The 19825-nt window shown below is 63.1% G+C and carries 18 protein-coding genes and 1 pseudogene; 13 read left to right on the plus strand and 6 right to left on the minus strand.

The annotated features are described in order from the left end of the window. The first annotated feature begins 265 nt into the window (after nucleotides 1–265). The 6 genes from B7R93_RS01455 (at nucleotide 266) to B7R93_RS01480 (ending at nucleotide 9005) form a co-directional block, all read left to right on the plus strand. The gene (locus B7R93_RS01455) at nucleotides 266–2377 is read left to right on the plus strand and encodes an acyl-CoA dehydrogenase family protein (protein WP_103019061.1); all 2112 of its coding nucleotides are present in this window, start codon (nucleotides 266–268) and stop codon (nucleotides 2375–2377) included. 689 nt (nucleotides 2378–3066) lie between these two features. Then, nucleotides 3067–3795, plus strand: coding sequence for an amino acid kinase family protein (locus tag B7R93_RS01460; RefSeq protein ID WP_103019062.1), 729 nt, complete (start codon nucleotides 3067–3069; stop codon nucleotides 3793–3795). Nucleotides 3796–3963: 168 nt separating this feature from the next. Further along, nucleotides 3964–4155 (plus strand): histone H1, encoded by a 192-nt coding sequence (locus B7R93_RS01465; RefSeq protein ID WP_103019063.1) that lies wholly within the window; start codon nucleotides 3964–3966, stop codon nucleotides 4153–4155. A 222-nt stretch (nucleotides 4156–4377) separates the two neighbouring features. Next, nucleotides 4378–5319, plus strand: coding sequence for a DUF3078 domain-containing protein (locus tag B7R93_RS01470; protein ID WP_103019064.1), 942 nt, complete (start codon nucleotides 4378–4380; stop codon nucleotides 5317–5319). A gap of 40 nt (nucleotides 5320–5359) precedes the next feature. Further along, nucleotides 5360–7699: a hypothetical protein gene (locus B7R93_RS01475; RefSeq protein WP_103019065.1), complete on the plus strand. Its 2340-nt coding sequence runs from the start codon at nucleotides 5360–5362 to the stop codon at nucleotides 7697–7699. Nucleotide 7700: 1 nt separating this feature from the next. Continuing rightward, nucleotides 7701–9005, plus strand: a complete 1305-nt coding sequence (locus B7R93_RS01480) for a type IX secretion system plug protein (RefSeq protein ID WP_103019066.1) — start codon at nucleotides 7701–7703, stop codon at nucleotides 9003–9005. Between the two features lie 68 nt (nucleotides 9006–9073). Here B7R93_RS01480 and B7R93_RS01485 read toward each other — a convergent pair whose 3' ends face one another. After that, a complete protein-coding gene (locus B7R93_RS01485) occupies nucleotides 9074–9289 on the minus strand; it encodes a cold-shock protein (protein ID WP_103019067.1) in 216 nt (71 codons plus the stop codon). A 238-nt stretch (nucleotides 9290–9527) separates the two neighbouring features. On the opposite strand from B7R93_RS01485, the gene B7R93_RS01490 reads away from it, so the two are divergent. The 4 genes from B7R93_RS01490 (at nucleotide 9528) to B7R93_RS01505 (ending at nucleotide 12805) form a co-directional block, all read left to right on the plus strand. After that, complete coding sequence (locus B7R93_RS01490) at nucleotides 9528–10586, plus strand: M14 family zinc carboxypeptidase (protein WP_103019068.1); 1059 nt, start codon at nucleotides 9528–9530, stop codon at nucleotides 10584–10586. Nucleotides 10587–10617: 31 nt separating this feature from the next. Next, a complete protein-coding gene (locus tag B7R93_RS01495; protein WP_103019069.1) occupies nucleotides 10618–11682 on the plus strand; it encodes a saccharopine dehydrogenase family protein in 1065 nt (354 codons plus the stop codon). A 55-nt stretch (nucleotides 11683–11737) separates the two neighbouring features. Beyond that, nucleotides 11738–12028, plus strand: a complete 291-nt coding sequence (locus B7R93_RS01500) for a hypothetical protein (RefSeq protein WP_157942148.1) — start codon at nucleotides 11738–11740, stop codon at nucleotides 12026–12028. 159 nt (nucleotides 12029–12187) lie between these two features. Continuing rightward, the gene (locus B7R93_RS01505; protein ID WP_103019071.1) at nucleotides 12188–12805 is read left to right on the plus strand and encodes a superoxide dismutase; all 618 of its coding nucleotides are present in this window, start codon (nucleotides 12188–12190) and stop codon (nucleotides 12803–12805) included. Nucleotides 12806–12914: 109 nt separating this feature from the next. Here B7R93_RS01505 and B7R93_RS01510 read toward each other — a convergent pair whose 3' ends face one another. Then, on the minus strand, nucleotides 12915–13439 hold the full coding sequence (locus tag B7R93_RS01510) for a type 1 glutamine amidotransferase domain-containing protein (RefSeq protein WP_103019072.1): 525 nt from the start codon (nucleotides 13437–13439) through the stop codon (nucleotides 12915–12917). 85 nt (nucleotides 13440–13524) lie between these two features. After that, nucleotides 13525–13722, minus strand: coding sequence for a hypothetical protein (locus B7R93_RS01515; RefSeq protein WP_103019073.1), 198 nt, complete (start codon nucleotides 13720–13722; stop codon nucleotides 13525–13527). A gap of 147 nt (nucleotides 13723–13869) precedes the next feature. Here B7R93_RS01515 and B7R93_RS01520 point away from each other — a divergent pair, with 147 nt between their 5' ends. From B7R93_RS01520 to B7R93_RS01530, 3 genes are all read left to right on the plus strand, one after another. Beyond that, on the plus strand, nucleotides 13870–14331 hold the full coding sequence (locus B7R93_RS01520; RefSeq protein ID WP_103019074.1) for a hypothetical protein: 462 nt from the start codon (nucleotides 13870–13872) through the stop codon (nucleotides 14329–14331). Further along, nucleotides 14324–14671: a pentapeptide repeat-containing protein gene (locus tag B7R93_RS01525; RefSeq protein WP_157942149.1), complete on the plus strand. Its 348-nt coding sequence runs from the start codon at nucleotides 14324–14326 to the stop codon at nucleotides 14669–14671. The genes B7R93_RS01520 and B7R93_RS01525 overlap by 8 nt, the downstream gene beginning before the upstream one ends. A 776-nt stretch (nucleotides 14672–15447) precedes the next feature. Then, the gene (locus tag B7R93_RS01530) at nucleotides 15448–15918 is read left to right on the plus strand and encodes a hypothetical protein (protein WP_103019076.1); all 471 of its coding nucleotides are present in this window, start codon (nucleotides 15448–15450) and stop codon (nucleotides 15916–15918) included. A 453-nt stretch (nucleotides 15919–16371) separates the two neighbouring features. Here B7R93_RS01530 and B7R93_RS16260 read toward each other — a convergent pair. From B7R93_RS16260 to B7R93_RS01540, 3 genes and pseudogenes are all read right to left on the minus strand, one after another. After that, nucleotides 16372–16893: pseudogene (locus tag B7R93_RS16260) on the minus strand (ABC transporter permease); the annotation flags it as partial. 24 nt (nucleotides 16894–16917) lie between these two features. Then, nucleotides 16918–17283, minus strand: coding sequence for a hypothetical protein (locus B7R93_RS01535; protein ID WP_103019077.1), 366 nt, complete (start codon nucleotides 17281–17283; stop codon nucleotides 16918–16920). Nucleotides 17284–17337: 54 nt separating this feature from the next. After that, entirely contained in the window at nucleotides 17338–19770 is a 2433-nt protein-coding gene (locus B7R93_RS01540) for an ABC transporter permease (protein ID WP_103019078.1), read from the minus strand. Between the last annotated feature and the right edge of the window lie 55 nt (nucleotides 19771–19825).

Raw genomic sequence — 19825 nt, forward strand, 5'->3', positions numbered from 1 at the left:
CACGCAACTCCCCGTACGCACACTTCACTTGCGGGGCGACCCGTGCAGTCGGAACGGTCCTGAGGAGTTCGGTCGGGAAAAGAGCCGCGAAAGGAACTGAATGCAAGCAAACTGTTATTAAGGTTGGCTTTTGGTGGAAGCCCTTTCAAAAAACCCGCAGGAAGCCCGAGTCTTGGGGAAAGATCATCTCCAACTTCTGTTGGATGTATGACTTCTTGAACGCCGGTCCCCCTCACGTCCCGTACACAAACCACTCCGACCCGCCATGGCAGACCAAGGACTCAGCGACATCAAAGGGGTCTCCGATGAGGATCAGAAAATGATCCAGAACATCGAGACGATGATGGGCCCTGAGCCGGAAGACATGGGGTTCATTAAGAATGCCTTCTGGGGACGCCTCCGCGACGACCTGCTGTTTCCTTACCCGGAAGAAGGGGACGACGAGCGAGAGCGGTGTGACGCCCTTCTCGAAGAGCTCGAAGAATATCTGGAGAACGAGCACCCGCGGGTGGAAATTGACCGGGAGCAGTACATCCCCGAGTGGGTGGTCGACCGGCTGTTCGACATGGGCGTGATGGGAATGATCATTCCGGAAGAGTATGGGGGCCTTGGGCTCGGGGTTACGAGCTACAACCGGGCACTGGAGATGATCGGACGCTACTGCGCGTCCACGGCCGTGATGGTGTCGGCGCACCAGTCGATCGGCTGCAAGGCAATCGTGATGTTCGGCACAGAAGAGCAAAAGGAGAAGTATCTCCCGCTCGTCGCCCGGGAGGAGCTGAGTGCCTTCTGCCTATCGGAGCCGAATGTGGGGTCCGACGCCGCGGCGCAAGAGTCCTTTTCCGTGAAAACCGAAGACGGCGAGTACATCCTGAATGGAGAGAAGAAGTGGTCCACCTCGGGGGCCATGAGCGGGGTGTGCACCGTCATGTGCAAGAACATGGTGCCCAATCCCGAGACCGGCGAACTGGAACAGCAAGGGGTAAATGCGCTCATCGTAACGCCGGACATGGACGGGGTCGAGGTTTTTGAAAAGAACCGCGCGAAGACCGGCATCCGTGGGACGTGGCAGGCCCGATTCCGATTCAACGACGTGCGCGTGTCGGAGGAGAATGTCCTTCACGAAGAGGGCTCGGGCCTGAAGGTGGCCCTCTCGTGCCTCAACTACGGGCGGTGCACGCTTAGTGCAGGCGTCACCGGCGCCGCCAAGGCGGCTCGGGATCAGGGAATCAAGTGGGCCCAGACGCGCCATCAGTTCGAGCGGCCCCTGGCGGATTTTGAGCTTGTGAAGCAGAAGATTGCTCGCATGTCGGCGGTCACCTACGCGATGGACGCCATGCTCTACATGATGACTGGGCTTCTGGACCGGGGAGAGACCGACATCATGGTGGAGACGGCCATCACCAAGGTGTTCTGTTCCGAGCTCGGCTGGGAGGTGATTGACGAAGCGATGCAGGTTATGGGGGGAGAGGGCTACATGACCGAGCACGAACTGGAGCGGGCCTGGCGCGACAACCGCATCCACAGCATTGTGGAAGGCTCCAACGAGGTCATGCAGTCTTTCATCTTCGCCTACGGCGGCAAGCAGCTCGCCGAGAAGATGGTGTCGATCCAAGAGGCCCTGCTGTGGGACTCGGACGAGTCGATCGGGGACAACCTTTCGCGCATTCTGACGGCCGCGACCACCCCGACAGTGCTGAAGAAGGCCCTGCCCATGGGGGCACAGCTGTTCCTCGGGCTGAAGCCGCGGGCCCCAGAGCTTCAGGGAGTGCATCCGGCCCTCCAGGACCAGGCCGACATGCTCGCGCGCCTCATTCAGAAGCACTCTCATTACTTCAAGCTCGTGAGCAAGTGGGAGCGCGAGGACGTGGTGAAGCATCAGGCCCAGCAGGCCCGCGTGGCGGACAATGCCATTTACATCTTTGCGCTCGCGTCGTCGCTGTCGAAGATGGACGACCAGCTGCGCTCCGGCGAGTTCGGGCCGGAGTTTGAGCGGGACCGCGCCGCGTTTGAGTACCTCTTTGAATGGTTCAGCCGCAAGATCCACCGCAACTTCGGCGAGATGCGTGACAATGCGGACGACAGCATGCGAGAAGCCGCGGAGGCCGCCCGTGCCCACAACGACACCCTGCCCAACGAAGACTTTTACATCCACGAGGGCAGTCCGCTGGGGCGTGACGCCGGCAAAGAGCGCCCGGAGGAGCACATCGCGCAGTTCGAGGGAGAAGGCGAAGACCCCCGTGCTGTAAACCGCGAGCCGGGGGACACGTACGATCTCGACCTTGACAAAATGGTCGATGACATGACCAAGCCTGTGGATCGAGGGGACGGTGCGCCCGAAGAGTCGACCCCTGCACCCAATCCGGACGATAACTGAGCGGCTCGCGTCGCTGCGTCCCCGCACGGGCGATATTCCGCTGTGCAGTGGCGGGGGATTGCGTTTCCCCTCGCGGGAAAGGATCGCTTAGGTACAGATACAAAGGGGCCGGCGCAGATGCACGAGTGCGTGCGGCCGCACATTCGGTTTCCGGCACGCCAGCTCGGGCGACGACGGATGCTCTCTCCGAGGCACCTGTTGGCGCCGGGGACCCCCTTTTCCGGTGCTCAGAGCGGCCCACCTTGGCATTTTGAGGCTGCGCCGGGAACGTAGAGATTGGCGCTTCGCAGGTGTCCAGTGAGATCCTTTTGCCTCCCTTTCAAGGCCGGAAATTGTGCGACACAGCGGGTGCACTTGGAATTATGTGTCCCACAGGCGTACGCCCGTTCGATTCGCCCTTTGTCTGCGCGGGGAGATGCCCCCGTCAGCATGTTAGATTGGGGGCGTGCAGGCCCACTCGCGACCGGCCCGACGGATCTGGTCGGAGGTCGTTTTGCCGGGAGGGGCGGCCGTTGTCGTGTTGAGTGTACAGACGCCGGTGCGCCAGTGTGCGAGAAGAGTGTGCGGGAAGGGAGTCCGTGGGCACGCTGGGTTGGCAGGAGGTAGGGACGAATCGTGCCGGTGCCTTGTGCATTGGTAGTGGGCGACCATACGTCTTCTCTCGACAGCCCGTCTCGGATCTTCGCCGCATGCGCTCGCTCTACCTTGTTTATCTCGATCGTCATCACCTCGGGGACGAGCTCTTCCTCAAATCATTGGCCCAATACTTTTCGAGTGCGGGCACGGAGGCACCGACCAGTGTGTTGGTTCATGGGAGCGGCGAAAAGGTGGAACGCACCCTGGAGGCGCAGGGCTACTTTCCCGAACGCACCGACGGGGTGCTCGACGTGGAGACGGAGGACCAGCGACGACTCGTAGAACGCGCCGTTCGGGAAGTGAACCAGGATATCGTCGCGGCACTGACCGACGAAGTCGTCTCTACGGTCGGCATTCAGGGCGTAGATCGTGGGCTGTTTCAGATGGACGACGATGCACGACTCCGGGCGACCAACGTGGGATGGCTGTCGGCGCTCCTCAAGCAGCACGTCGTTCCGGTTGTCTCCGCGCTCGTTAAGGCCCCGGGCACAGGAACTGTGCGTGAGGTGGGAACGGAGGAGGCTGTGCAGGCGCTGGCAGAGGCGCTGGACGACGCGTTCGAGCCGAGAATCTGTGTGTTAACGACCGCCGATGTTGCGGGCGTGCCCGACGAGACCGGCGGGGTGCAGTCGGCGATCAAGGGCGCGGCCCTGGAAGAGCACTCGGTCCCGGAGCCGGCGGCCGTGCGTCGGATGGCGGAGACGGACGTGCCCGTTCTGGTTACCAATGCGCAGGGGCTGCTCAACGGCCCTTCCCCAACGGGAACGCGCGTTCATGCGTAGTCGTCTCCCTCGGCCTTGGCCCCACTGCTTGAACCTTTTGACAAATCAGGCGCGGATGGAATTGGGAACGCACTCCCGCCAAGATCCGGCTTGACAGCGGCTGAGGGGGCCATTATGTTCTTGCTGCATAATCGAGTCATTCACGCTCAAATTTGCTGAGGTTATCGCATGAGTACATTTGAAGAACGGTACAGTCAGTTGTCCGAAACCCTTGAGGGCGCTGAAGAGGACCTGATGAAGTTCTACGAAAAGGGCAACAAAGCCGCCGGTACACGTGCCCGGAAGAGCCTCATGAAGCTCAAGAAGCTGTCCCACGAGGTCCGGCAAGAAATCCAGGAAATCAAAAACGACGAGCTTTAGTGTTGGGCCGACCAATCCGCCTTCCCTAGGGGCAGGACATACTTGACTGGCCCACACGGGTAGAGTAAATTGGTCGCCGATTCGACGTTCAACGTCGCGGAGGAAGCCCTTGCTTTTCGTCGGCAAGGGCTTTTTGCGTTCCGGAGTGTCTTTCATATCCTTCTGGTCGGATCCGGCCTGCCGGGCCGGTTTCATCTCCTGTCACCAGTCCCCACTGTTGCGATGCCTGTCCGAACTGTTGTCGGTGCCCTTGCGGTGGCCTGCCTCGTCATGGCAGGGGCCTCCGTTCATGCTCAACCGAAACACTCCCCCATCCCAAATCCCCAGAAACGCCCGATCTCCGACACCGCCGATGCGGAATGGGACTCGGAGCTGACCGGGAAGATTTCTGTGTCGCAGGCCGCGTACCGAAACTGGCAAGAGGGCGGCGTAAACTCGTTGTCGTTTACGACCTCGTTGGACGGTGCCACCGAACAAGAAGGCGACCGATGGGCGCAAGCCTACAGCGCTCAGTTTGCCCTCGGCTACATCAACCAGGAAGACCAGGAGGTTCGAAAGTCGGAGGATCGGATTCGTTTGCAGGCCAACCTGCAGTATCAGGGAGAGGGCTTCTTTGACAAGTTCAGCCCCACCTTGGCCGGAGACCTCCGAACGCAGTTTGCGACCGGGTTTGACTACTCCGACAATCCGTATCCGGACGATGATCCCTTGGCGGGAGAAGAGCCCCCTGTCCAGACCTCGTCGTTCTTCGCGCCTGGTATTCTCACGCAATCCCTGGGCCTTACGTACACGCCGGTCGATCCACTTGCGCTTCGGCTCGGGATTGCCTCGAAGCAGACCGTCGTGGCCGAACCGGACTTTCGGGTCCTGTACGGAGTTGACCCGGACGATCCAGCGCGTATAGAGGCGGGGGGGCAGTTCGCCGCGCGCTACGACCAGCAGCTTTCTGAGAGCATCCGCTATCGGTCCCAGCTCGACGTGTTCTTTGCCGTGAACCAGCTCGAAAATCCTCCGGACGCAGTCTGGGAAAACGTCATCAATCTCGAGGTGAATGATTGGCTGAGTACAGACCTGGAGTTCGTTGCGCTCTTCGACGAAGACACCTCCGGCGCGATTCAGGCCAAGGAGGTGATCTCGGTCGGGGTGTCCTTCACGCTCCTGTAGGCGTCCCAGCGCGGTCGTGCCCCCTGACGTAGATGCCCCAATGCGCCGTGTCGCCGCTGCATACCTTGCGCTGGGCCTGTTGTTGGCCCCGGTTCCCCTCCTGAACGTGCTCCAGGCCGAGTCCGCCGCGGTGGTGGCCCTGGCGGCCTACTTCATTAGCGGGGCGGCGGCGGTCCGAGCGTTCGGGGCGAGGTCGGCCTCGGTGGGGCGTGTGCTGGCGCGCCAGGAGGCCGCCCTTCTGGTTCCGCTCGGGGTGTTGCTACTCGCGCAGTTCTGGGCCCCAAATTGCACCCTTGGGCAGGGACTCCTCTTCTACGCGCTGTTTCCGGGCGTCACGGTCGTCTTCGCGGTGGCGCTGGCGTACCTGCTGCGAGGAGTGCCGTCGTTGGTGCATCCGGGGTGGGTCCTGGGCGGCCTCGGGCTTCTCCTCGTGGGGGGCGGTCCGCTGTATGACCTCGGCCTGCATCCCCAGTTTTACACCTACAATCACGTTTTCGGGGGCGTCCTGGGGCCGATCTACGACGAGCAACTCGCCGTGCGCCCCGGACTTTTCGCCTTTCGGGGCCTGACGTTGCTTTGGGCCTTGCTTGCGCTGTTGGTTGGGCATCGGCTGCGGGGGCGCGGGCCCCGGTGGGCCGTCCCGGCGTGTGCCCTTCTGCTCGGGATGGGGTATGTGTTTTCCGTGCCGCTCGGCATCAACACGACGGCGGCCTCCATCCAAGAACGGTTGGGCGGCCACACGAGGACGGCTCACTTCGACCTCTACTACGACTCGACACAGGTTGATGCCCCTGCCGCCGCGGATCTGGCGGCCGCCCACGAGGCGCACTACGATTGGGTGCGGCGCCGACTGGAGCGCGGGCCGGATGCGAAGGGCGCCCGGATTCAGAGCTACCTCTATCCAAATCCAGATGTGAAGGGGCGTCTCACTGGGGCGCGCACGACGAGCGTCAGCCCGGTGTGGCTCGACACGCCGCAGGTGCACCTGCTCCGAGACCGGGTGTCGCAGAGCCTCGGCCACGAACTGGCGCATGTCGTGAGCCGTCCCTACGGGCTGCCGGGGCTCCGGGCCTCCTGGGCGCCGGGCCTTGTGGAAGGATGGGCGGTGGCCCTGGAACCGCCGTCTCCAGGGCCGTCCCCGGATGACCTCGTCCGCACCGCGGCCCAGTCCGATACGACGACCACGCTCGCCGCCGAGGCGCAGGCGGTGGCGCAGCGGCTGTCGCCCTGGGGCTTCTGGTCGGGGCGGGGGGCCGTCTCGTACGCCACGATGGGATCGTTCGTCCAGTACCTACTCGATCAGTACGGGCCGGCTCGGCTCAAGCGTGTCTACGCCTGGGGAAATTTCGACACCGTCTACGGACGCCCGCTGGACACACTCGCGGCGGAGTGGGAGGCGCATCTCCGTCGAGCGCCGGTCGTGGCGCGGGACGCCCACGGCGTGGTTGCCCGGCGGTTCGCGCGTCCGTCGCTGTTCGAGACCGAGTGTCCCCACTACGTCCCGCCGGCGCGGCAGCACTATCAGACGGCACAGCGGGCCGGGCGCCGCCGCGACACCACCAGGAGGGAGCGGCTCCTGAAAGAAGCCCTTGGCGCCCGGCCGGGCTACGCGGCGGCCCACGAGGCGCTGGCCCGGCATCGGCTCGCCCAGGGACGGGCCAGTGCCGTCTGGCGTCAGGTCGATACGCTGTCGACGACGGCCCAGACGGCCGCTCTCCAGGTCGCGCAGGCCGACGCGGCCGTGCTGCGGGGGGCGCCGGATACGGCGCGAGCGCTCTATGCCAGGGCCCGGGCCCAAGTTCCGAGCCACGCATATGACCTCCGGGCCCGCCTCACGCTCCGTGACGCGACCGCGGACCGTCCCGCGGTCGTTCGCGTGCTTACGAGCGGAGATTCGGCGGCGGCGCAGGCCCGGCGTTTGGCAAAACGGATTCCTCAAGACCCGCGGATACGGGCCTGGCAGGCCGTGCGGTGGATGGACGCGCGGCAGTACCGCCGCGCACTGACGCTGTGGGAGCGGCTTGAGGTGCCGGTGCCTGCCACCCGGCCACGAGGGTGGCGCCGGGAATGGGAACTGCAACACGCAGCGTGGGGGGCCACGTCGGCCTTGCGCGGGAATGCGGGAAACGCGGCGCGGCGATGGGCTGCGCAGGCCGCACGCAAGGCCCGAGTGCTCGGGGACAGCGAGCGCACGTTGCTCTTCGAGTGGTGGAAGCGGCGGGCGATGGACATGGACGCAGGGCCTCGCGCGGGCCGGCTCGGTCGTCCGTCTCCGAATCACGCGTCCCGGCCACTGGTTCAGGCACACGGTCGCTCTCTAGACCCCTCTCGGCGGAGGGACGACCCCACGTCGATTCCCCACGGCCCATGTGACTCGTAGCATGCGCGTTGTTTCTCGTCTGGTGCTCGGACTGGGCCTGTGTGTCGGGGCGCTCGGGCTGGTGCTCGGGTGCAAGTCGACGGAGGAGACCGAACAGGCTGAGGCCTCCTCCTCGACTCCGGGCGCGGTCCAGCCGGGATTGACTCCGCCGTCCTCCTCGATCCGCACCATTCAACTGTACCAGGGAGGCGACGAGCAGAGCCTGCCCGTGACGTCGATGGGGAGAGGGGACGGCCTGACCCTGGAGTTCGATCTCTTGGCGGAGGAGGGGCGTCCCCTCTCAATCTATTTTCAGCACGCCGACCGGACGTGGCGCCGCGACCTCTCGCCGGGCCAATTTCTAGAATCGTTTCAGGACGACCGCCTCGTGGACTACCGTCCGTCCCGCGGAACAGACATATCGTACGTGCACTACCGGTACCGCTTTCCCAACGATGACATTCGGTTCCGCGTCAGCGGAAACTACGTTCTGCGGGTGACCGAGCGGGGGCGCCGAGACTCGGTGCTCTTCGAACAGCCATTTTTCGTGACGGAGGAGGAGGGGGGGCTCCAGTTGGGGGCCGAGGGCCTTCCGGTGCCAGGGCAGCAGCAGCCCTCCCTTCGTCCTCGCGCCCGCTTCGCCCCGCCGTCCGCGATTCGGGGGAATCCTTTCGGACACGCCGTGTGCTTCGTTCGAAACGGGCGCTTTGCGGACACCCGATGCAAGGACCGTCCGCTGCTGGTGCGCCAGCCGGAGCTGGAGTTTGAGTTGGGGCGGGAGCGCGCCTACGATCCGGCCACGGCCGAGTACGGCCTTGACCTCAGTACCCTCCGGCCCACCGCGCAGGTTGCACGGGTGAAGCGCACCTCACGGCCCATTCAGGTTGTCCTGGACCCCGATCATGCTCGCTTTGCGGAGGCACTGCGAGGACCCAGCCTGAACGGGCAGACGGTCGTTCGGAATGCCCTCTCGGCCCAGGCGGATCCGAGCATCACCGCCGAGTATGTGGAGACGACCTTTGCCTTCGTTCCCCCTGACGAGACGCCCTACGGCAGCCCGCCGGTGGTGGCCGGCAGCTTCAGCGGAATGGACCCGGCCCAGGGTACCCCGATGGACTGGAACGCAGAGCAGGGACGGTATGAAGGGCGCGTCCTTCTCAAGCAGGGCCGCCACCAATACTTCTATGCAACGTCGGGCCCGGGCCTTACGAAGGAGGTACGCCGAACGCAACTGCGCCGCACCAGTACCTATACGGCGTTTGTGTACTATCGGGACCCGCAGTACAACACCGACCGCCTGCTCCGGGTGGGTGGGTTTCGGCCCTGACCCTGCACAAGAAACGCCCCATCCCGGGGGATGGGGCGCACGTCCCAGAATAAAAGCAGGGCCGACCCCTATCCGATAACGACCACGTCCTGGGCGTTAGGGCCCTTGTCCGTGTGGCCGACCGTGAACTCGACCCGATCATCTTCGTCGAGACTCTTGAAGCCCTCCGTATCAATTTCGCTGTAGTGAACGAACAGATCTTCGTCTCGGTCTTCAGCGACGATAAACCCGTAGCCCTTGTCGTTGCTGAACCACTTGACGGTTCCCGTTTCGCGCTCTGCCATGGTGCTGCTGAAAGGTCAGTCGAAAGAACGTATGCTGTGCGGCAGGGCACCCGCCGTCCGTTGTGCACGCCACGATGGGGGGCACCAGACGTGGAGGCACTGCCGCATGCGATCCATTATATAATCTTCAAAACCCGAAGTCAATTTTTCCAGCAATGGCACAAGAGGCGGGCGGATCTCTGGGGGAGCGCCCCAGTCCAAGAATTCTCGTGTCGTTGAATGATCCATCTGCGTCCGCATGCCCCTTTCGCTAGCGAGCCTCGTTGACGACGCCCCAACCCTGCGCACTCACCGTGCGGTCCGCTCCCCGATTGAGACGGCCTGTGCGCAGCACCCAGACGTCGCGACCTTCCACGAGCTGGGGCCGAGTGAGGACGGGACGGCCCTTTACGGGGCGGTGATGGGGACCGGCCCAATCACGGTGAGCCTCATTGCCGGCAACCACGCGGACGAGCCCGTTGGCCCGGAGACCCTCCGGTCCTTGCTCGTCAACGGACTGGCACAGCGAAACGAAATGGAGCCGCTGCTCCGGCGCTTCCAGTTTGTGGTCGTGCCACACACAAACCCGGATGGGGAGGCGCGCAACCGGGCGTGGATGGAGGCGTGGCCGGACCTGGAGGCGTACCTGCGAGAGGCCGTTCGGGAACCACCCGGGCGTGACATGGAGTACGGCTTTCCCGATATGCGCCCCGAGAACACCCACGTCTCGGCCTTTCTTCGCGAGCACGGGCCGCTTGATCTTCACGCCAGCCTACATGGTATGTCGGCCGGGGAGGGCGTGATGCTGCTTATCAACCGGCCGTGGACCTTCCGCACACAGGCGCTCCGGGACGACTTTGCGGCCGCGGCCGCGGCGGAGGGGCTGCCTCTGCACGACCACAACCGGAAGGGGAAGAAGGGATTCTTCTGGATCGAGCCGGGCTTCCAGACCACCCCGCGTGGGGACGCGATGCGGACGTACTTTCGGGCCCAGGGCGATTCTGCAATGGCCGATCGGTTTCACGACAGCTCGATGGAGTTTGTCGCGTCGCTGGGCGGAGACCCGCTCTCCCTCGTGACAGAGGTTCCCCTGTTTCTGATCAGTGGGGAGGGGGGCGATGGGCACCGGCCGACCCGGTACCTGGAGCTCCGGAAGCGCCTGCCGGACGTGAAGGCGCGGCTCGATCGGGGAGAGGACGTCGACGAGGTGCTCGCCCCGTTCGACATTCACCCCGTCCCGCTCGATACGGCGATGCACCTCCAGTTTCGGGCCCTGGAGTTGGGACTCCGGGCCGTCGCGCCGAAGTCCGCTTCGTGACTTCCCTTCTCAAACCAGACCAGAACCGCGAATGTCTGCACTCATCTACGGGGCCTACGGGTACACGGGACGACTCATCGCCCGGGCGGCGGTCGACCGAGGGCTCGAGCCCGTGCTGGCGGGCCGCGACGCCGATCGACTGGGAGAGCTGGGGGCAGCCCTGGACCTTCCGACCCGAACCGCATCCCTCTCGGAGCCGGAGCGGCTGCGGGCAGCCCTGAACGGTGTCTCCGTGGTGCTCCACTGTGCGGGGCCGTTTGTCCACACGGCCCCGCCGATGATTGCCGCTTGCCTGAAGGAGGAGACGCACTACCTGGATCTGACGGGGGAGGTGGACGTGTTTCGGAGGCTCGCTGATCGCGACGCGGAGGCCGAGGCCGCGGGCTGCATGCTGCTTCCCGGAATTGGGTTCGACGTGGTGCCGAGCGACTGCCTGTCACGATTCGTGGCGGGGCAGACCCCCCACGCCGATGCCCTCGAGGTGGCGCTGTACGCCGACGGGACGGTCTCGCGAGGGACGCTCAAGACGCTGATCGAGCAGATGGGGCGGGGCGGGGTGGTACGCCGGAACGGACGGCTCCACGACGTACCGCCCGGATGGACCAGCCGAAACGTCGACTTTGGGGATCGCCGCCGTGGGGTCACCTCCATTCCCGAGGGCAGTGTCGTAACGAGCGGGGCGTCGACCGATGTGCCCAACGTGACCGCCTACATCGCCGTGCCGCTCCTCGTGCAGTCGCTGCTCCGGGCCAGCCGACACGTGCAAGGGGTTCTGGCGTGGCCGCCCTTGAAGCAGCTTTTGAAGCGACTCGTGGAGCAGCGCCGCCCGGGGCCGACCGCCGAGGAGCGCCGACAGGGCCGCACCGTGGTCTGGGCGTCGGCACGAGGGCCGGGGGGGAACACCACGACTGCCCGGCTCCACGGGCCGGAAGCCTATGCTTTTACGGCGCGGGCCGCGGCGGAAGCCCTCCAGCGCGTCCTCGATGGAACGGCCCCTTCTGGGTACCAGACGCCGTCCACTGCCTTCGGGGCGGACTTCGCGCTTGCCGTGGACGGAACCTCGCGACAGATCGTCGAAGAGCCGTCGGGCTCATGAGTGGGTTCCCTGTAGCCCCCCCCGCACACGTTTCCTCACCCGCACGTTGTCCTTTGTGTCTGCCTCGCCATCCGCTTCTGAACCGAGCCTGAATTGGACGGCCATCGCGGCGCTCTACGCCGGACTCCTCTTCGGAATTGGCGTGATGCTCCTGGCTGAGCAGTACCGCAACGCCACGTGGCTGGGGCTTCTCGGATGTGCCGGCGGCTGTACGGCGTACGGCCGTGTGCTGACCCAGCAGGGCCGAGAGACGATCGCGAAGCGGTGGAAATGGGGCAGTGGCCTCCTCTACGCCACCTTTTTCCTCTGGGCCGGAACGGCCTTTCTGCGCGCCCTTCTGGGGTGAGTCACGACCAGTGCCCCACAACTCTGTGGAAAAAACCAGATCGTTGAGGTGGGCGAACTCTTGGGGAAGCCAAAACAACTTTGTGGAATGAGGCGTTTGCAAACGCAGGAAAGCAGCAACAAACCTTAGTGCATTCTCCAACCAACCCCCCGACGGCTTATGGCTTTTGAGCTTCCCGAACTGCCGTACGATTACGACGCCCTGGAGCCGCACATTGACGAGCAAACGATGCGGATCCACCACGACAAGCACCATGCCGGGTACACTCGAAAACTGAATAACGCTCTGGACGGACACGACGACCTCCAGGAGCACTCGATCGAAGAGCTTCTTGCTGGTCTCGACTCGCTCCCGGCGGACGTTCAGACGTCGGTGCGCCAGAACGGGGGCGGATTTTACAACCACCGCCTCTTCTGGAACACCATGTCCCCGGACGGCGGGGGCACGCCGGACGGCGACCTTGCCGACGCCATCCACGACGCTTGTGGGTCCTACGAGGACTTCAAGGAGGCCTTTGCCGACGCTGCAACCGGGCAGTTTGGCAGCGGCTGGGGATGGCTCGTGGCGCAGCCCAACGGCGACCTCACGATTACCAGCACGCCCAACCAGAACAATCCGCTGTTGGACGGACATACGCCCATCCTTGGAATTGACGTGTGGGAGCACTCTTACTACCTGAACTACCAGAACGAGCGTGGCACCTACGTCGACGAGTGGTGGAACGTCGTCGACTGGAACGCCGTCGGTGACAACTACGACGAGGTTGTGACGGCGTAGTAGCGTTTCCACACGGGTCCTGAAGGGTCCGACCTGCGTTTTCTGAAGGGGTGGCCGTTTGTCCGGCCGCCCCTTTTGTCGTTGGGGGATTGTTGCCCGAGCGGCGCGTCTACGCGTTCCGGAGGGCCCGAATGAGGGTCCGGCAGAAGGCTGGAATGTCCTTCACGACGCGGCCCCACACGAGGTGATCTTCCTGAAACGCGGCCTCGTCGACCCACTCCGCGCCCGCGTTCACGAGGTCGTCCTTGATGCCTGTGCTGCCGGTGGCCCGGCGGCCCTCCACGATGCCCGCAGAGATGCCGACGAGGCCGGCGTGACAAATCTGCGCGACGATTTTCTCCTGTGCATCCAGGGTGCGCACGAGGTCGGTCACGTCCTCGTCGCGGCGGAGCTTGTCGGGGGCCCAGCCGCCCGGGACGACGACGCCGTCGAGGCGGTCGGGGGCCAGCGTACCGACGGCTGTGTCCGTCGTGGCCGTGAGCCCGTGTTTGCCGGTGAACGTGACGTCGGCCTCGCGGCCGGCGACCACGACCTCGGCGCCTTCTTCGCGGAGGCGCGTGGTAGGGACCCAAAACTCGAGGTCTTCAAACGAGCGGTCAACGAGAACGGCGACGCGGTGGGCGCTCAGAGACATGGGCATCGGGGAAGATTGGTCAAGGATAATCCGTTATTGAAAGAAATGCGTCGAAAAGAAAGGGTCAACAACTGTTCAGCGGATTTCAGTGGGATGCCGTCCGGTCGTACACGTCGTCAATGAACTCCTTGAACCAGTCGGGACGTACGACGAGGACGTAAGCCGCCAGGAAGGGGACGATGGGGACCACGAATAAGAGCAGGTCGACGGCGACGAGGCCGGCGGCGATACACCAGATCTGGCGGTCGGAAATGATCGGGAGAGTGGGCAATGACGGGAGCATGGGAAAATGTAGACGACAATGGATCGGGGAGGTTGCGTACACTGGTCGCCTCGTGGGTCATGCTTAGCAAACATTCAGCCCCTGTGGAAATTCGCACCGTGGTATCAACCTGACCAGACTGATCGTGCCCACTGTCAACGTGTGTCTATGCCATCTCAAGTCCCCTCTTCCTGGAGCAACTGGTTTTCCCGAAACCTCATCGAGGAGACAATTGCCCCCCTTCGAGTAGAGCGTCCCGTGCTCCTGTCGTTCCTCGTATTCCTCATTGGGGCGGGACTTGTGATTCCGTTGTCGCTGGAGTACTGGCTAAACGAGCCCGAATTTCTCCTCAATGTTCTCGCCGAGGCACACGGCGTGCTGCTGGACCTGCTGCTGTTTGGCTGCCTTCTGCTGTGGTTCGACCAGAAGGCCGAACGAAGACGCCGGATTGAGAAGTACACGAACGCCATCAACGACCTCCTTGGCTGGGAGCACGAGATGGCAACGTACCGGATTGTAGGAAACATCCGGCGACTGAACCAGGAAAAGACTCCTCCAGAGACGCTAAAGGATGCCTACCTGCAGAGCGGACTTGAGGGATGCCGATCTTTCGGAAACGTCGGTGCATAGGGCCGACCTGGCCGACGCCGATCTCCAAAGTGTGAACCTGTCGGATGCGTACTTGGGGACCGCGGACTTTACGGGGGCACACCTCCGAAAGGCTGATCTCTCCGAGGCGCACTTCGGGGTGTTCGCGGGCGTGGTGTCGTCGGAGGAGACGCAAGAGACGAGGCTCGTGGGGGCGGATCTCCGCGGGGCGGATCTCAGAGGCATCCGGAACGCCACCGCCCAGACCTTCGCCGACGTGAAGACCCTCTTTGGGGCTCGGCTCGATCCCGACTTGGAGGCAGACATTGAGGTAGAGTATCCTGAGCTGTTGGAACCACAGGTCGAAGGGCGCCGCGGATGAGCAAGGTCGCCAGGGGCTACTCGGTGCGCAGGACCGTGGTAGGATTGACGCGAGCGGCACGGGGAGGGCCTGCACGCCCACTGTGAAGAAGGCCACAAGGAGTGCCCCTGCACTGGCTCAGAGAAATACACCGGAACCGAGGTCAAGGTGATGGGCAATCGTGTCGAGCCACCGTGTCGAGCTCACATACGCCGTGGGCACCGATGGCCCGGCTCACCAGTCGCAGGACGTCCTTGGTGGTCCGCCCACCATCGGTTCCGCCGCGGTGCCGACGGTCTTCCGAACGCTTCTACGAGCAGCGCCCGAAAGGATGGGCAGGTAGAAGAGAAATCTACTCGCAAGGCTTCGAGTGGAACGGATACGGCTCCCAACTGCGACTCGTCGGCCCCGGTCTTTTGAAAAGGTGCAAAGAAGAGGGTCCCCTTACCGAGGAAGAGCGTCAGTCTTCCCATATGTGGTTGGGGAGCTTTCCCTGACGAATCCCAAAATGGCAAGCTTACGTCCAAGAAAACATGACGATCAGATGAGCATCCTGGTACGTTCGGCAGGGGGCTTGCTCATCAAAAGATTGAGCCAGGCAGGGGCCATGTTGTCAGTGGAGGCAGTTTGCTTCTGAATGCTCCTTAAGGAGAGCCTCCGCACCACAGACGCGGCAATTTGTTTCTCCGTTGGTTCCATAACGAAAAATTCAAATTTACTGATTGGGACTCTCGGCCACACAGGGGTATACTTATGGGTGCGCTGTAGACTCTATTCTATCCAAGCAAATGTAAGCTATGACGTATCGTATCAAAGCAGCTATTGCTTTCTTGTTTGCCGCTGTCCTTGCAGCTGGATGCACTTCGCGAATTGGGGACTTTACGACGGTGTCCACGAAAAACGTGAACATGGATGATGAGTACCAGAGAGTCGGTTCCACGGAGGGGTCAGATGGGACCTTTCTCGTTGGGCAGCCCGACATGAAGACGGCAGTTGACAACGCACTCGAAAATGCGGATGCCAGTGCGAAGTACTTGACGAACGCCCGTATCTACGGCACCAGCTACCCGTTCTACTCGAAGGTTACCGTAGAAGGAGATGCCTGGGCGCCCGTTAGTGGTGCTGATGCCGGAGGTGAAATCTACCGTCTGAAGACGACGAAGAACGGCAAGTTTCTCGTGAGTGAAGACGGCTCTGAGAAAATAAAGGTCTTCGGAGCCGGTGATGCTTCTCCCGCGCTTCAGCCGAATGGCGAGAGAAGCCGCTGAGGCCTCCGTGCACGTGTTGGAATCTGATGTGGTAGATGGTATTGAGCCCGAGACACAGTGGGTGACGTGTACGAACAGGGACCGCCCGAGTCCTGTAGCGGGGACTGAGCAAGAGCGAAGTCACGCCCCTGGTGAGCCACTGGGCGAGTGCAAAGCCCGTTCTATACGAGATCCGCAAAATCGTAGGCCATAGACAACTCCCCAACAGATTCTCAACGATTCATCCAGTTCTAGGTCCGTGATAGGGCCAAATCCCAACCTCAACTCTGAGCCCGCCCTATCTATCAGGGCGGGCTTTTTTGTGTCTTCTCTGAAACGTCTGGGGCGTCAACGTTATGCATTGCTGAGGGATGAACGTGCGGGAAACCGTCGGGCATCGTCAAAGAGATACGGGCAGATCCCTTACGCTTTTCCCAGTTGGATTTCTCGACGAAAGCGGACGGTCGCGAGGGCTCATGCTGTAATGGGAGAGGGGCTCCGGGGCGCAGTTGTTCTTGGCGGTGCTGCCGCGAGGGAAACCCATGCTGGGGGCGGCGGCCTGCTTCGGTCGCTTGGCGCCAGAGCAGCAACGCAGCCTAAACCGCATGTTGTCGAGCGACTGGACCCCGAGGCGAAGACCGTCGGTCGCCTCCGGCCGAGCCCGGTTCTCAAACAGGGTGACCGCTGCGGTGTGGAGGGTGGCGGGCGTCGTGTTGTCGCCGAGCCGCACGTACGTGTGCTGCGTGTAAACTGCTCCCAGGCGTCCGGGTCGGAGGCGGCGGCGGACTCCTCCGTGGCGAACAGGTACCCGTCCGCCGTCACGTGCGAGGGCCCGTCGGGGGCAGCGAGGACCCCGACGACGGTGTATGAGGTTTCTCCCTCGTGCTGAAAGGATTTGCCCACGGGGTTCGAGAAGCCAAACAGCTGCCGCGCCGTCTCCGAAGACACGACCGTCGTGCGGGGGCGCGACCGCGCGTTGCTCTTCGTGCCGGCCTGGAACCGAAAGCCGTCGAAGACCTGTCAGAACGCATCGCTGGTCTCTATGGTCTGGACGGTCAGGCTCTCGTTCTCGTCCACGATGAAGCTCTCCTCGTCCGGGTCGAGGGAAGCGACCGCGTCGAGGCCCGAAACCGACTCCCGAAGGGCCGTCGGGAGCGGCTGCGGGACCGTGGCGTGATGATACCCCTCGCTTTGGACCTGCGCGGTGACCCGGTGGATCTTTTCGCTGTCCGAATGAAAGCGGTCCGTCCGCCATTGCTGGCGCACAAACAGCAGCACGAGCAGCGCTACGGCGAGGCCAACGGCCAGCCCGATTCCGTTGATGGCAGTGGTGCCCCGGTGCTTCCACAGGGTGCGAACGGCGGTCTTGAGGTAGCTCTGGATCATGGGCTTCTGCTGATTGAGAAATGCTAAACAGAAGGTTCGGCAACCCCTCTGTGATCACTCGTCCCGCAGCGTGGTCGCCGGGTCAAGGCGGGCGGCCCGAACGGTTTGCATCCCAATCGTGACAAGGCACACCCCGACCACAGCACCGACGCAGAGGACAACGATTCCCCCTTCCACGTCCACGGCATCCGGCATCCACTGCAGCCACCCGTGATTCACGACCCACGCAATGGGCGTGGTGACGAGAGCCGTGCCAACTAGAAGCACGGCAAACGGCCACGACAGGTGCACCACGACATCGGTGACACTGGCCCCGAGGGCTTTCCGCACCCCGATTTCTTTTGTGCGGGTCTGCACCTGGTAGGTGGCTAGGCTCAATAGCCCAAGTGCAGCGATGAGAATCGTGAGGAGGCCGACGCCGCCGGTCAGGTACGCCACATCCTGGAGGGGCCCGTACCGCATCCGCACGATGTCGTCGTAGTAGCGAAACTCGAACGGATGTAGTGTGTCGAAGCGCTCCGTCCAGGCGTCCTTCAAATCGCCACGAAGGACTGCCAGATCGTCGCTCCCCGCCCGAACGAGAGCGTACTTATAGTGTCGCGCGTTGGCATAGAGCATCATGGGACCTTCTGGATCGGCGAGGCCCCCTCCATACACCTCTCCCGTCCCCGTATACTCAAAGTTGTCGACGACCCCCACGACAGTTCGCCCCACCCCTGACGTCTCCGACCTGTCTTCCGTAATTTCGGCCCCGAGCGCCGCGCTCGGGCTGTCGAATCCAAGCTTCTCCACAGCCGCCTGGTTGAGAAGAACACCATCCCCTTGTACGTAGGCACGATCCCAGTTCGATACTGACGCCCGAAGGGTCAGCCCCATGTGAGCAACGAAGCTCGTGTCCACCGCAAATGAGACCGTTTTGATCGGGGTCTCCACGAGACTGGACCGAAGGTATCGAGTGTCATAGCTGCTGGGACCCAGCATCAGGTTGTTGATCGCCGCCACGTCCTGTACACTTGGCAGATCATCGACTGCGTCTCGAAACGTGTCGTAGGGCACGTCTTGGAGGGCGACGCTCGCCACCCGATCCGTGCGAAGTTGATGGTCGGCCGTGGCCATGTGCCATGTCTGACGCAGCATCGTCGTAGCCGTGACCACGAGGAACAGCGTGACGGCCACTTGGACTGCGATGAGAGCGCTACGGAGGCGCTGCGAGCCTCCCCCCCTCGACGAATCCCCTTGGGCTCGGAGCGTCTGTGCCGGACGATACGACGACAGAACGAACGCCGGATAGGCGCCCGCCAGAAGGCCCACGACCACGCCCGTAAGCGCAATGAGCCCTATGACCGCCGGATCCAACAGCAGGTTCAAATCCAGCGGTGGAATCTCCAAGAGGTCCAAGAGATAGAGATTGTTAAAGAGCGGCACAAACCCCCCGAGCAGCATCGTCGCCACAACTGAGGCCGAGAGGGCCGTCACGATGGCTTCGCCCAAAAACTGACCGACGAGTTGCGACTGCTGAGCCCCGAGGGTCTTCCGCACCCCCACCTCCCGCGCCCGCCGTAGTGATTGAGCCACCGACAAGCTTACGTAGTTGAATCCCGCAGCAATCAGAAGAACGGCCGCCAGCCCTCCGATAAACCAGAAGGTCCATCCGGAAAGAGTAAGTCGGCCGGCGATTTCATTCCAGAGGCGCGGCCCAAAGCGAAGGGTCGCGAGGGATTGCACAGAAAGCTGATAGTCCGATGCGTCCTCCGGCTGGGCACCGCGCTCAAAAAGAATTCCTGCCGTAGCCTCCAAGTCGGACGCAGACGTTCCCTCCGCGAGCCGCACGTACGTCCACTGGGAGTAGACATCCCCCCAGGCATCTGCGTCTCCCCCAGCAGACGAAGCGTCAGTGAGCGATAGGAACACATCCCCCCCCACATGTGTCGGCCCGTCGGGCGGGGCGAGCACCCCCGTGACGGTATACTCCGTCTCCCCTTCGTGCAAAAATGTCCTCCCCACCGGGTTGTCGGTCCCAAAGAGGCGGCGGGCCATTTCTAGGGTCACCACAGCGGTGTGCGGCTGTGCCAGAAGCCTCTCCCTACTCCCCGCCCGGAGTTGGAACCCGTCGAAGACCTGCCAGAAAGAGGCGTCCACCTTCATCGCCTCCACCCCGAGGCTCGTGTCCCCCCGCACGACGAACGTGTCGCCGTATTGATCGACGGCCGTAGCGGCGTCAATTCCGGGAGCCGACTCGCGAAGGGCAGTCGGCAGCGGAGTAGGAGCGGTCGCGAAGTGCGCCCCATCGTTCATCCGGAGGGTCGTGACGCGGTGGATGCGATCCGATGCCGAATGAAAACGATCAATCCGCCACTGCTCTCGAACAAACAGCAACACGAGCAGGACCACAGCAAGACTTACAGCCAACCCAAAAATGTTGATGGCCGTGGTACCGCCATTTCGGCGGAGGTTCCGAACGGCAACGGTCAGAAAGTTGCGAAGCATAATCGCCTGGTTGCATGTGAGTTGAAGGGTGGGTCCATAAACCCCCGCGGCTGGA

Origin of the sequence: Salinibacter altiplanensis (assembly GCF_002894645.1) — a bacterium.
In the GTDB taxonomy this organism is placed as follows: domain Bacteria; phylum Bacteroidota; class Rhodothermia; order Rhodothermales; family Salinibacteraceae; genus Salinibacter; species Salinibacter altiplanensis.

Excerpts from the sequence above, each read along its gene's own strand:
- B7R93_RS01455 (WP_103019061.1), top strand. The coding sequence starts at position 266 with ATGGCAGACCAAGGACTCAGCGACATCAAAGGGGTCTCCGATGAGGAT.
- B7R93_RS01475 (WP_103019065.1), top strand. The coding sequence starts at position 5,360 with ATGCGCCGTGTCGCCGCTGCATACCTTGCGCTGGGCCTGTTGTTGGCC.
- B7R93_RS01485 (WP_103019067.1), bottom strand. The coding sequence starts at position 9,289 with ATGGCAGAGCGCGAAACGGGAACCGTCAAGTGGTTCAGCAACGACAAG.
- B7R93_RS01480 (WP_103019066.1), top strand. The coding sequence starts at position 7,701 with ATGCGCGTTGTTTCTCGTCTGGTGCTCGGACTGGGCCTGTGTGTCGGG.
- B7R93_RS01495 (WP_103019069.1), top strand. The coding sequence starts at position 10,618 with ATGTCTGCACTCATCTACGGGGCCTACGGGTACACGGGACGACTCATC.
- B7R93_RS01520 (WP_103019074.1), top strand. The coding sequence starts at position 13,870 with ATGCCATCTCAAGTCCCCTCTTCCTGGAGCAACTGGTTTTCCCGAAAC.
- B7R93_RS01465 (WP_103019063.1), top strand. The coding sequence starts at position 3,964 with ATGAGTACATTTGAAGAACGGTACAGTCAGTTGTCCGAAACCCTTGAG.
- B7R93_RS01510 (WP_103019072.1), bottom strand. The coding sequence starts at position 13,439 with ATGTCTCTGAGCGCCCACCGCGTCGCCGTTCTCGTTGACCGCTCGTTT.
- B7R93_RS01530 (WP_103019076.1), top strand. The coding sequence starts at position 15,448 with ATGACGTATCGTATCAAAGCAGCTATTGCTTTCTTGTTTGCCGCTGTC.
- B7R93_RS01470 (WP_103019064.1), top strand. The coding sequence starts at position 4,378 with ATGCCTGTCCGAACTGTTGTCGGTGCCCTTGCGGTGGCCTGCCTCGTC.
- B7R93_RS01540 (WP_103019078.1), bottom strand. The coding sequence starts at position 19,770 with ATGCTTCGCAACTTTCTGACCGTTGCCGTTCGGAACCTCCGCCGAAAT.
- B7R93_RS01535 (WP_103019077.1), bottom strand. The coding sequence starts at position 17,283 with ATGATCCAGAGCTACCTCAAGACCGCCGTTCGCACCCTGTGGAAGCAC.
- B7R93_RS01490 (WP_103019068.1), top strand. The coding sequence starts at position 9,528 with ATGCCCCTTTCGCTAGCGAGCCTCGTTGACGACGCCCCAACCCTGCGC.
- B7R93_RS01460 (WP_103019062.1), top strand. The coding sequence starts at position 3,067 with ATGCGCTCGCTCTACCTTGTTTATCTCGATCGTCATCACCTCGGGGAC.
- B7R93_RS01505 (WP_103019071.1), top strand. The coding sequence starts at position 12,188 with ATGGCTTTTGAGCTTCCCGAACTGCCGTACGATTACGACGCCCTGGAG.
- B7R93_RS01515 (WP_103019073.1), bottom strand. The coding sequence starts at position 13,722 with ATGCTCCCGTCATTGCCCACTCTCCCGATCATTTCCGACCGCCAGATC.